The 13,646-nt window shown below is 31.7% G+C and carries 4 protein-coding genes and 2 pseudogenes; all 6 read left to right on the forward strand.

The window, feature by feature from the left end; all coding sequences use genetic code 11:
* Nucleotides 1-826, forward strand: a pseudogene (locus ABDJ34_RS04880) (leucine-rich repeat protein); the annotation flags it as partial.
* Nucleotides 827-840: 14 nt separating this feature from the next.
* A complete protein-coding gene (locus ABDJ34_RS04885; protein WP_412701567.1) occupies nucleotides 841-1,719 on the forward strand; it encodes a CD1107 family mobile element protein in 879 nt (292 codons plus the stop codon).
* Nucleotides 1,720-1,799: 80 nt separating this feature from the next.
* Nucleotides 1,800-3,230 carry an ATP-binding protein gene (locus tag ABDJ34_RS04890; protein ID WP_412701568.1) on the forward strand — a complete coding sequence of 477 codons (1,431 nt, stop codon included), beginning with the start codon at nucleotides 1,800-1,802 and terminating at the stop codon, nucleotides 3,228-3,230.
* 106 nt (nucleotides 3,231-3,336) lie between these two features.
* Nucleotides 3,337-5,058: a DNA topoisomerase 3 gene (locus tag ABDJ34_RS04895; RefSeq protein ID WP_412701569.1), complete on the forward strand. Its 1,722-nt coding sequence runs from the start codon at nucleotides 3,337-3,339 to the stop codon at nucleotides 5,056-5,058.
* Nucleotides 5,051-6,016 carry a DNA cytosine methyltransferase gene (locus ABDJ34_RS04900; RefSeq protein WP_054252254.1) on the forward strand — a complete coding sequence of 322 codons (966 nt, stop codon included), beginning with the start codon at nucleotides 5,051-5,053 and terminating at the stop codon, nucleotides 6,014-6,016. Before ABDJ34_RS04895 ends, ABDJ34_RS04900 begins: the two co-directional genes overlap by 8 nt.
* Nucleotides 6,017-7,805: 1,789 nt before the next feature.
* A pseudogene (locus ABDJ34_RS04905) lies at nucleotides 7,806-13,643 on the forward strand (helicase-related protein); the annotation flags it as partial.
* Nucleotides 13,644-13,646: the final 3 nt, after the last annotated feature.

The raw sequence follows: 13,646 nt of genomic DNA on the forward strand, positions 1-13,646 counted from the left end.
AGAAGAGAAGATTAAAGGGTTAGAAGAAAAACAAAAAGCTTCTGAAGAAGAAATTAAAAAGCTAAAAGAAGAATTAGATAAGAAAATTGAAGAAGCAAAGAAGTTAATCGAGGAAGCAAATAAAAAAGCTAAAGAAGAACTTGAAAAGCAGGCTAAAGATGAAAAAGAAAAAAATATAAACCAAGACTTCTCTAAGAAATTAGATGAACTTCTAAAACTCCAAAAAGAACACAAAGAGAAGAAAGAAGATGAGAAATCTCAAGACAAAAAGTGGGACGAACTTTTAAAAGCTGATGACAAGAATATTATAAATCAATTTGATCTTAACAAGATGAAAAAGCAAGAGGAACAACAAGGTAAAAAACAAGTTAAAGATGAAAAGGAATTTGCAGTTTTCCAAGTAGACAAAAACTTTTATAACATTATTAACAAAGATGGTAAGACAACAGTCTATATGGATGTAAAAACTTATGTAGACCAAGGAAGAACTATGATTCCAGTAAGATATATTGCCTATACTCTAGGTTTTAATGTTGAGTATGATAACTCTACTCGTGAAGCTATTTTCTCAAATAAAGAGAATAATATCCTGGCTAAAAAGACATTAAGACTAAATATTGATACTGGCGTTATGAAAGATTCAGATGGAAAAGTCTACAATTCAGATGTTAAGCCAGTGATTATAAATGGAAGAATTCATGCTTCAATTTCAAATATTGCTAAAGCCTTTGGAGCAAGTCATGGAGATATTAAAGATGGTAAAAACCAAACAATAGAATGGGACAATGCTAGAAAAGCAGTCTATGTATTTAAAAATGTCAAATAAGAAAGGATAGAAAAATGAATAAAAGCATTAAACGAGGAGTAGCCATAGCGTTACTCCTTTTTACATTTACAGTACCAGCAAATACATTTGCAATGACAAATGAAGGACAGATAGAAAGTCAAAACGAATCAATCTATGAACCACAAAAGGAAGAATTTGAAAAAATGTTGAAAGATGATGTTTTTACACCATCAAAAGAAGAGATTCCTTATCAAGATGTTCCAAGAATACCAGGAAACACAAGTGAAGCAAATAAGCCTTCAAATAATCCTTCAAATAATCCTCCTAAGAAAATACCACTTGTAAAAGGTGGTAATACAAAGGCAGTAAATAGTCTAGCAACACAGGAAAATAAGGCAAGAGGTTCAGTAATTGAAAATGTAGATAGGAATGGAAAAGATATTACACCAAGTGGAGATACAGAAAAAGAGAAAGATAAAGAAAATCCAGTAGATGTAAGACAATTTTTAACATTTCAAACTAAAAGTGGAAAAACTATGCACCTAATAGTGGATCACTCGTCAAATCAAGATAATGTAAGGTTATTAACAGAAGTAGGAGAGCAAGACCTACTTAATATGATTGAATCAGAAGATAAAAATACTATAAAAGTTGAAGAACCTAAGAAAGAAGAAGTAAAAAAAGAAGAACCTAAGACTGTTCCAGTAAAAGAAGAAAAGAAAAGTGGGATAGGTTCATTTCTAATTATTGCACTTGTAATTGGAGGAGTTGTAGGAGCAGGATATTACTTTAAGGTAGTCAAAGCTAAGGAAGATAAAATGTTGGAAGACTTTGAAGAAGATGATGAGGATTATATTAGTGAGTCAGAAGATGAATCTGATAATGATGAAAATCAAGAAGAATCTTTAGATGAAGACGATGAACTATTATAAATCTCAATTTCTATCATCGAATAAATAATACAAAAATATGGTATAATTAAGTATAATATTTGCCAGAGAGGAGGGATACTTTGAACTTAAAAGACTATCTTGGAGAAACAAATCTATATGATAAAAAAGAAAAATTAGAAATAAATAAGCCAAAGTCTTGGTTAAAATCTGTGTCAGCCTTTGCTAATGGTAGAGGTGGGAAGTTAATATTTGGAGTAAAAGAAGATAACACAATTCTTGGACTTAGTGACTATCAAGAAGTTTCCGAAAATATTTCTGAAATCATAAAAATTAAAATGGATCCGAATCCAGAATTTGATATGGAAATAAAGGAACTTAATGGAAAAGTTATATTGATTTTAAGTGTATTTGCCGGGAAAAACACTCCATACTTTGTAGTAGATGGTGGAAGCAGAACTGCTTATAAAAGAGTAGGAAATCAAAGTGTCCCTGCAAATAGAATAGACCTATTTAATCTATCACTAAAGGGAGAACATATAAGTTACGATTCACTTCAATCAAAGAAAAAACTAGAAGATGTAAGCTTTAAGGAACTTAAAATCGAGTACAAAGAAAGAACGGGAAAAAATTTTGAAGAAAAAGATTTGAAATCTTTCGGACTTATAAATGATGATGGAAATCTAACCATAGCAGGAGCTTTATTTGCAGATAACTATCAAGTTTATCAGTCAAGGGTATTTTGTACTAGGTGGAATGGGCTTACTAAAGCCAATGGTCGAATGGATGCCTTAGATGATATAGAATTTGAAGGAAATATAATTTATCTTTTAAAAGCATCTTTGGACTTTGTGAAAAGAAATTCAAAAAAGATGTGGAAAAAAGGTCCAGTCTATAGAATAGAATATCCAGAATATCCAGAAAGGGCAGTTCAAGAAGTTCTAGTCAATGCATTAATCCACAGAGATTATTCAGTAATTGGCAGTGAAGTTCATGTAGATATTTATGATGACAGATTAGAAATATATTCTCCTGGAGGTATGTATGACGGAACTTTCGTGCAGGATCTCAATCCATTAAATGTATCTTCCACAAGAAGAAATCCAATCATAGCAGATGTATTTGCAAGAATGGATTTAATGGAAAGACGTGGATCAGGACTTAGAAAAATTATAGAAGCCTATGAAGCAGAAGAAAATTATAAAGAAGAATTAAAACCAGAGTTTAAGTCAACAGAATCTTCATTTACTACAATTTTAAAGAATTTAAATTATGACACCCAAAATGTCACTCAAAATGACGGTCAAAGTGAGGGGCAAAATGAGGGTGAAAATGAAGGTCAAAATGACGGTAAAAAGTTAAAACCAAAAGATAGACGAAATAAGATAGTGAAACTTATGAAAGAAAATTCAAATATAACAACAATTGAATTATCTCATATATTATTGGTGTCTGTAAGCACGATAGAAAGAGATTTAAAAATTCTCACAGATGAAAAAACAATCGAGTATATAGGTAGTGCTAAAGATGGATATTGGAAAGTAAACAAATAAAGTTAAAAAAGAAAATAGAATTCTCCCGAAAATAAGACAATATTCGGGAGAAATATTTTGAGCGAGAGAGAAATCTTTCGCTCTTTTTTTATTTATGGAGGTATTAATGAAGTTAGTAATAGCAGAAAAGCCAAGCGTAGCAGTTACAATTGCAAAAGTAATTGGAGCAAGAACAAGAAAAAACGGATATTATGAGGGGAATGGATACATTGTTTCTTGGTGTGTAGGTCATTTAATTCAAATGGCAAGTCCAGAAAGACACGATGAAAAATGGAAGAAATGGACGATAGACACTCTTCCTATAATCCCAGAAGAATATATTTATGAAGTATCTAAAAGCACTAAGAAACAATATGGAGTTTTAAAGAAGCTTTTAAACTATAAGAAAATCGACACAGTTATAAATGTTTGTGATGCTGGAAGAGAAGGAGAACTTATCTTTAGGCTTGTATATAATCAAGCTAAATGTAAGAAGAAAATTCAAAGACTTTGGATATCTTCAATGGAAAACAAGGCTATTGAAGATGGTTTTAGGAATCTTAAAAACGGAGAAAACTTTGAAGACTTATATAGATCGGCAAGTGCAAGAGCTATTGCGGATTGGCTGGTAGGAATGAATTTAAGTAGGCTTTATTCTTGCATTTACAAGGAAACATATTCTGTTGGTAGAGTACAAACACCAACCCTATATTTAGTAGCTAAAAGGGATAGTGAAATAAACCTATTTAAAAAGCAAAAATATTATACAGTTGACCTATCTTATAAAGGATTGAAACTTGTATCAGATAGGATTGATAAAATTGAAGTTGCAGAACAACTATTAAATCTGCTAGAAGATGAAATAGTTATTACAGAGGTAGAAGATAAAGAAATAAGCACAAAACCAGATAAGCCTTATGATCTCACAACCTTACAAAGAGAAGCAAATAAATATTTTGGGTATTCAGCAAATGATACTTTAAATCTAGCACAAGGTCTGTATGAAAAAAAGCTAATCACATATCCAAGAACAGATAGCAGGTATTTAACCGATGATATGGTTCATACTATGAGAGAATTGTTAGAAGGACTTGAAGAAGATTTTAAAATCAACGAATCAAACTTTAAGTCTATTTTTAATTCATCTAAGGTTACAGACCACTATGCGATTATTCCTACTATATCAGGTATTGGAAAAGCTAGAGATTTATCTGATAGAGAAAGTAAAGTCTATAATCTAATTAAGAATAAATTACTTTCTTCATGTTCGGATAACTCAAAGGAATCTAGTAGAAAAATCAGATATGAATATGACAAGTTTAACTTTAATGCAAGTGGTAAGACTGTAATAGATGAAGGTTATACAAAATATCTAAAGACTTATGGAAAGGAAAGACAAGAAAATGAATTACCAGATGTAAAGACTGGAGATAAAATTAAGCTAACTTCTAAAAATATATCGGAAAAATTTACAAAAGCTCCAAGTCATTATAATGAAGATACACTTTTAAAGGCTATGGAGAATGCAGGGATTAAATCGCTGGATAAAGACATAGAAGTAGAAAGAAAAGGCTTAGGAACACCAGCTACAAGAGCAGGAATTATTGAAAATCTTATCCACAAGGATCTCATAAGAAGAGATAAGAAAAACTTACTTGTAACAGAAAAAGGCAATAGACTTGTATCGATTGTAGAGGATAAGTTTAAGTCAGCAGAAACAACATCTGAATGGGAAATGAAACTTGCAAAGATTAGTTCTGGCGAAGTAGACAAAGAAGACTTTTTAAGAGAAATTGAAGATAGTATAAGGGAGCTTGTAGATAGGTACAAGAATAATCTAAATGAATAAGGTAAAAATATTAGAGCTTTTCGGCGGCATAGGTGCTATTAGAAAGGCTTTTATTAATTTAAAGATACCTTATGAAGTTGTTGATTATGTAGAAATAGATAAGGCTTGTGTTAAATCATACAACGCACTTTATGGAGAAGACTATAAGCCAAAATCAGTAGTAGGATATAAAGCTCCTAATGAAAAGATAGACTTAATTATGCATGGAAGTCCTTGCCAAGACTTTTCAAGAATAGGAAAAAAGCAGGGAGGAGTAAAGAATTCAGGAACTAGATCAAGCTTACTATTTGAAACAATTAGAATAATTAAAGAAATGAAAGAAAAACCTAAATGGATAATTTGGGAAAATGTAAAGGGAGTCCTTGATAGAAATATGAGGGACTCCTTTTTTATTTATCTAAAGGAGCTAGAAGACCTTGGATATGAAAGCAAGTATGAAATATTAAATGCAATGGACTTTGGAATTCCTCAGAAAAGAGAAAGGATATTTGTTGTTTCATGTCTTGGAGCAAATAACTTTTCTTTTAATAAATTGGAGAGGAAAGAAACAAGACCACTAAGTGAATTTTTAGAAAAGAATGTAAGTGAACTTTATACAATGACCCAACCTTATATGCTCAAATTTTTAAATAAAGGCATAGATAACAGTTTTAGAGGGCGATTAAAAGTGATTAAAGATTTTACTTATACTATTTCTACAAAACAGATGAGAGTTCCTAATTCTGGAATAATAGATATTGGAAATGGTAAGTATAGGTATTTAACAGAAAGAGAATGTTTAAGACTCATGGGTTTTGATGACAGTGATATTAACAAACTAGAAGACGCACATCCAAGAAGAAAAAATTGCACTTCAAGCAAACTATATAAGCAGGCCGGCAATTCTATTGTGGTTGATGTTTTAATGGTTATTATAAAAGAAATTCATAGAATGGAGGTAGAAGATGCAAGTAAATGATTTTAAGAATATACAAGAAGCAATAAAGTATGAAGTGTTACAAGATGAAAAAGAATATTTAAAACTCTTAAAGGTTATAGGTAATAATCAGAAATATGATTTTTCTAGTCAATTGAGTATATATAACAAGGAACCCGAAGCTAGAGCTTGTGCGACTTTTGACATGTGGAAAAAATATTTTGGAAGAGTTGTTATGAGAGGAGAGAAGGGTATTCCAATTTTAGTTGGAAGTGATGTAAATCAAAGAATTTCATACATTTTTGATATTAGTCAAACCACATCAATGGATAGGAATATTAATGAGGTTAGCTTATGGCAGTTTGACCACGAAAACCATAACGAGGCTTTAAAAGAAATAATAAGAGATTTTTCATTTGAAGCTAGTGATTTACTTAATGAAAATATATTTTCTTTAAGTCGAATTTATGGAGATGAATATATTAATTTGGCTCTAGCTGATTTGAGGATAGATATAGAGGATAAACTGAGTTTTGAAAAGTTTATGAGAGACTCAATATCCTATGCAGTAGCTAATAGGTTTAATACTATCTATCCTATGGACATGGAAAATTTAAAAAATAATTTTTCTAGGATTAATACAATTTCTTTAGAACAGATAGGTCTTGTAATATCAAGGGTTAGTGAAGATATTATAGATAGCACAATAGAAAAATCTAAGGAAATAGATCGTGCTAGGCTGCTGACAGAAAGGGTCGCTGCCGACTATAATAGAGATATAGAAAATATAAATGAAGATAGAGGAGGTCAAGATGATTTATATAGACGAGATGATAGGTCAAGAAGTAGAGATGGACGAGTTTTCACAGATGGAAGCGACAGAAGAAATAGCAATGAAGATCGAAGAGAAAACCTTGGATATGATGGAGAAGGATCTGGAATTTATGGAGAGATTTCCGAATCCGACTTACGCAGTTCAAAGACTGTCTTACCTAGTAGGGAGCGAGGACATGGAGAACTGGAAGAAACTTCAGGAAATGTACGAGGAGAAAACACTTTTGAATCATCTGAAGGAAATTCAGAATCAGGCAGTGGACTTTATCAAGAGAGAGAAAGTCAAGATGATGAAAGCACAAGGATTGACAGAGAAGATGATGAGAGAGAATCCAGAAGAATACCAAGGACAGATGAACAACTTGATGGCAACAGTGAAGAAAATGGCAATCAAGGAATACGTAGAAGCTTAGAAAATGAAATAAGTCAAGAAAAGGAAGCTGATGAAGCTTCTTTTTTTGATGACAAAAATGAAAATAGAAAAGATTATTGGATTGTAGAATTTAATGAAAACCACGAATTAATTCCAGATTATAGTGGGCAGATAGTAACTAAAGACTTAATTAATGTCCTAAGACAAAAAGATATAGATGTTAAAGACCATAATCAAACTCTTGGAGAAAATGAGTTTGGAGAAATGACTGATGATTATATCGGATATTTCAAATTCTATTTTGACCACTATGTAGACGGAGAAGTTGTCGAGCATTATAGGATTGACCTTGGTGATGGTGAAGAAGTAAATGAGCGTGAATTTTCATATTTAGAAGAACAAGTTGCACTAAGTGAGGAGAAATCTTTACAAGAAGAAGCTAAAGAAAATATAGAGCCTAAATTTAAGATAGGCGATCAGGTTAGATATAAAGATAAGGACTTTACTATTACAGATTTTGATGAACTAAGTGGAGGACTTAAAACTGTCACTATCAGAGACAATATGGAGTATATGGGAGGTATGATTAGGGGTTCGGAAGTAATTCCATATAGAAACGATTCGTACCTTGAAGAAATCTTTGAAAATCTAAGTCAAACATCAGAAAAACTAGCAGTAAAAGTTGGTAAAGAATTTATTTTAGAAGATGAGAATACCTTTGATGGAATTAACTTGATTGAAACTGGAACAAAAGCAGAAGTTAATGGGGAAGAATTTCCTTTATATAAGGGCGAAACATTTGAAGAAAGTAGAAAGATTGATGACCTTTTAGATAGTGGAAATTATGAGATATACAAATTATCTGAGCATGAAAAACAAATTGAAAGACAAGTAGAACAAGAAAGCTTTATAGATAACCACAATCTTGAAATTGACCAAATGATGGATAGATACAATGTTCCAAGAGAAGCAGCCGAAAACTTATTGAGGGGTAAAGAAGAGTTAAAAAATCTAGGCTATGAACCTAATAAGGAAAGACTAAGTTTTGCTAGAAATTATGACTTAAAAAATCATATCTACTCAGAATACCTAACACCATCAGAAAGGCTAGATAAAAATATAAAAGCTATTAAAATGCTAAAAAGACTTGAAAATGAAAATAGGAGTCCAAGGGAGTATGAGCAAGCCTATCTTGCTGATTATCTAGGTTGGGGTGGTCTTGCCGATGTCTTTGATGAAGAAAAGGGAGGACAATGGCTTGAAGCAAGAAATATTTTAAAGGAAAATCTAACAAATGAAGAGTATTTGAATGCTAAAGAGTCTACTTTAACGTCATTTTATACACCTAGAGAGGTAATGGATGGAATATATAAGACTCTAACAGATATGGGTTTTAAGACAGGGAATATTCTTGAACCATCGGCAGGAGTCGGTAACTTCATTGGTAATATTCCAAATGAAATTAAAGCGTCTAAAATCTATGGAGTAGAAAAAGATAGTCTAAGCGGAAGAATAGCAAGAGAACTTTATCCTGAAGCTAATATACAAATTAAAGGCTTTGAAGAAACAAACTTCTCAAATAATTTCTTTGACTTGGTAATAGGAAATGTTCCCTTTGGAGATTTTAAAGTTAACGATCGTGAATATAACAGAAATAACTTTCTGATTCACGATTATTTTTTTGCAAAGTCAATAGATAAGGTTAGGAATGGAGGAATTATTGCCTTCATAACTTCGTCTGGAACTATGGATAAAAAAGATGAATCTGTTAGAAAATATATTAATGCAAGATGTGAGTTTTTAGGAGCTATGAGGCTACCTAATACAACATTTAAAGGACTTGCTGGTACAGAAGTTACTTCAGATATTATTTTTTTAAAGAAGAGAGATTCAGTTATAGAAAGAGATGACGATTGGATTCATCTAGCAACTGATAAAAAGGGTTTGACTTACAACAAATATTTTGTAGATAATCCTCAAATGGTATTAGGGGATATGAAAGAAGTATCTGGAAGATTTGGAAATACAATTACTTGTGATGAAAGAGAAGACGAAAATCTAAAAGATTTAATGGATCTTGCAAGTAAGGAAATATCTTCAAATTCAAAATATGAAGAGGTCGAACTATTGGAAGATGAAGAATTAAGTCTTCCAGCAACAGATGATGTTAAAAATTTTTCTTATACTATTATTGACGAAGAAGTCTACCTAAGAGAAAACTCAGTCTTAATTAAGCAGAATATATCAGATAAAAATAAAGAAAAGATAAAAGATTACCTTGATGTAATGAATGCTTTAAAAGATGTAATAGAAAAACAAAAGGACGATTTTTCTGATGAAGAAATAAAAGAATCACAAGCAAAGTTAAATGAAGTCTATGATAACTTTTCAAAGAAACATGGCTTTATTAACTCCCTATCAAACACCAGAGCCTTAAAGGAAGACTCAAACTTTCCTTTAGTATCATCAATAGAAATACTTGATGATGAGGATAATTTCAAAGCTAAGAGTGATATATTTTCAAAAAGAACAATAACAAAGGCAAAAGTAGTAGACCATGTAGATACTTCCCTTGAAGCCTTAGTCTTATCAGTTTCACAAAAAGGATATGTAGACTTTGAATATATGGAATCTATCACTAATAAAGATAGGGACACCTTAATTGGTGAACTTGAGGGCGAGATATTTTTAGATATTAAGGACACAGACCTAATAAATAACAGAATGCCCTTTGAGAACTTTGACAATGACGATCCATTTCATTTTTCATATGTATCGGCTGATGAATATTTAAGTGGTAATATCAGAGAAAAAATTGGCTACCTCAATTCATATATCGGAGAAATTGAAAATGTAATAGATTTAGCACCTTCTGAAAAGAAAGACACATTATTGAACGAGTTAGGCAAACTTAAATATCAAAGAGAAAAATTACAAGAAGTTATGCCTGAAGAACTCACTGCTTCTGATATAAATGTAAGGCTAGGAGCAACATGGATACCTCAAAAAGATATAGAAGACTTTACTTTTAATCTTTTAAAAACACCAGGTTATGATAGGTGGAATATAAATGTTAGGTTCTCACCACACACAAGTGAATGGAACATTGAAGGTAAAAGTGTTGACTCGACTAATGACCTTGCTAATATGACTTATGGTACAAGTAGAGTGAATGCCTATAAGCTAATTGAAAATGCCCTTAATCTAAAAGATACAAAGGTATTTGACCAAGTAATAAATGATGATGGGTCTAAGACTTCTGTATTGAATAAAAAAGAAACTATGCTTGCAAGTCAAAAGCAAGAACTGATTAAAGAAGAATTTAAGAATTGGATATTTGAAGATCCTGGTAGAAGATATAGGCTAGAAAAGATTTATAATGAAAAATTCAATTCAATTAGAAATAGAGAATTTGATGGCTCTAACTTAACTTTTGATGGAATGAATACTGAAATCAGACTACGAGAACATCAAAAAAATGCCATAGCAAGGACTCTTTATGGTGGAAATACACTACTTGCCCATGTTGTGGGAGCAGGAAAAACTTTTGAAATGGTAGCTTCTGCTATGGAATCTAAAAAGTTAGGACTTGCAAGTAAGTCATTATTTGTAGTTCCTAACCATTTAACTACTCAAATTGGTAGAGAGTTTATGCAATTATATCCGTCAGCCAACATTATGGTGGCCGATAAAAAAGACTTCCAACCTAAAAATAGAAAAAGATTTATTGGTAGGATTGCAACTGGAGAATATGACGCAGTCATCATAGGACACTCTCAATTTGAAAAAATACCAATGTCCAAGGAATACCAGGTAAGGCATATACAAGACCAAATAGATGATATAGTTTCCTTTATTGACGAGAATAAAAGAAATAGAGGGGAAAATTTCACTGTAAAACAACTGGAAAAGACAAAGAAGAAACTCTTGGTAAGACTTGAAAAACTAAATGATGACTTTAAAAAAGATGATGTAATAACCTTTGAAGAACTAGGAGTAGATAAGTTATTTATAGACGAAGCTCATAATTACAAAAATTTATTCTTGCATACCAAGATGAGAAATGTTGCGGGTATTGGTCAGAGTGAAGCCTTTAAGTCTTCGGATATGTATATGAAATGTAGGTATATGGATGAAATGACAGATGGAAAGGGAGTTGTATTTGCTACTGGTACACCAATATCAAATTCAATGACAGAGCTTTATACCATGCAAAGATACCTTCAGTATGACGATTTAAAGGCAAGAGGATTAGAACATTTTGACGCTTGGGCTTCTACTTTTGGAGAAACAGAAAACACCTTTGAATTATCTCCAGAAGGCACTGGATATAGGCAAAAGACAAGATTTTCAAAGTTTTATAACTTGCCAGAGTTGATGTCTATGTTTAAAGAAGTAGCAGATATAAAAACTTCAGATATGTTAAATTTGCCAGTGCCAGAAGCAAATTTTGAAGTTATTAAAACAAAACCTACTGAGGAACAAAAAGAAATATTAGAAGCTATTTCAGAAAGAGCTGACGCAGTTAGAAATAATCAAGTCGAGCCAACAGAAGATAACATGTTAAAGATTACAAATGATGGTAAAAAACTTGCCCTAGACCAAAGGTTAATAAATCCACTACTTCCCGATGATCCTAATTCAAAGGTAAATGTATGTGTAAAAAATATATTTTCGATCTGGGATAAGACAAAAGAAAATTCATCGACACAATTAGTGTTTTCAGATATGTCTACACCAAAAGGAGATGGAGAATTTAATATCTATGATGATATTAGAAATAAGCTAGTGAATATGGGAATACCTAAAGAAGAAATAGCCTTTATTCACGAAGCAGATACAGACAAACAAAAAGATGAATTGTTCTCTAAGGTTAGAAGAGGAGAAGTAAGAGTCTTATTAGGCTCTACTCAAAAAATGGGAGCAGGTACAAATGTACAAAATAAACTAATTGCTTTACACGATTTAGACGTCCCTTGGAGACCATCTGACTTAGAGCAAAGAAGTGGTAGAATTGTTCGTCAAGGTAATGAAAATGATAAGGTAAATATCTTTAGATATGTAACAGAAAACACCTTTGATGCCTATTTATGGCAGACAATAGAAAATAAGCAGAAATTCATATCCCAAATTATGACAAGCAAGACGCCTGTGCGTGTTGCAGAAGATGTCGATGAAGCAAGTCTATCATATTCAGAAATTAAAGCTTTAGCTACGGGCAATCCTCTAATTAAAGAAAAAATGGATTTAGATAACGAAGTTACAAAACTAAAGATGCTGGAAGCAAACTATAAGTCTAATAAATATAAGCTCGAAGATAAGGTAAATAAGATTTATCCTCAAAGTATTTTAAAAACTGAAATGGAAATACAAGCAGTTAAAGAAGATATTGCAAGTGTTGAGAAATTAGGAGAAGGAGATAACAAATTTACTTCAATCAGTCTTGGTACAAATAAGATTTTAGATAAGAAAGAAGCTGGAGAGAAGCTATTAGAAGAAATAAAAAAGGTAAAGATAAATGATAGCAAAGTCATTGGTAAATATAGAAATTTAGACTTACAAGTTTCATATAACTTTATGACTAATACTCATACATTTAAACTTCTAGGAAAAGCAGAATACTTTGGAGAGTTTTCAAACTCTACTGATGGTAATATAACAAGACTTGATAATGCCATTGAAAGAATGCCTGCAAGGCTTGAGAGGTTAAATCAAAACCTTGAAAACTATAAAGAATCTTTAGAAAATGCCAAAGTAGAATTGACAAAACCATTTGAAAAAGCAGATGAGTTAAGGGATAAGACACTAAGACTAGCTGAGATTAATAAACTTTTAGATATGGGAGAAGTAGAAGAATTAGAAAACCAATCACCATTATTAGAAGATTTAAAGAGGGCGATAGTCGATTATTCTAACTATGAGTTTTCAGAATCTAATAGCTATGACGATTTTGACAAACTATACCCAGATTTAAGCCATATAGGACTTGCCTATACAGAAACACCTGATGGTAAGCACTCTATCCAATATGAGGTAAATTTGGAAGAAAAAACATGGACTCAGTATGTAGATAATATTACTATTAGAACAGAATCTTTTGTAGAAGAAGATATATCTAATTCACAAGCTTTTAAAGATATGACTGAAGCCATAAAGATGTCAAGTTTTGACGATCTGGTATCAGTAGATGAAGAAGATTTAAAACAAGCTCTAGGACTGGAAATAGATGATGATGGAAATTTCTATGATCCACTAGCAAAAGATCTTGATAATGATGGAATACCAGATAGGTATGACAATGATTTTAAAGATAGTGATTACTTTGAATCAACTTATGATGTAGAGGATAATCTTCACCCAAGAGAAGAGAAACCATCAATATTAGGACAAATTTCAAAATTCAAATCGGAAGAAGAAAAAGATAAAAATCAAGAAAAAAGTGAAAAAGGACAAGAAAGATAGAGG

Source organism: Finegoldia dalianensis, from assembly GCF_046255015.1.
GTDB lineage: Bacteria > Bacillota > Clostridia > Tissierellales > Peptoniphilaceae > Finegoldia > Finegoldia magna.

Bases quoted from the DNA above. Each gene is read 5' to 3' on its own strand.
- ABDJ34_RS04895 (WP_412701569.1), top strand. From the start codon at position 3,337: ATGAAGTTAGTAATAGCAGAAAAGCCAAGCGTAGCAGTTACAATTGCA.
- ABDJ34_RS04900 (WP_054252254.1), top strand. From the start codon at position 5,051: ATGAATAAGGTAAAAATATTAGAGCTTTTCGGCGGCATAGGTGCTATT.
- ABDJ34_RS04885 (WP_412701567.1), top strand. From the start codon at position 841: ATGAATAAAAGCATTAAACGAGGAGTAGCCATAGCGTTACTCCTTTTT.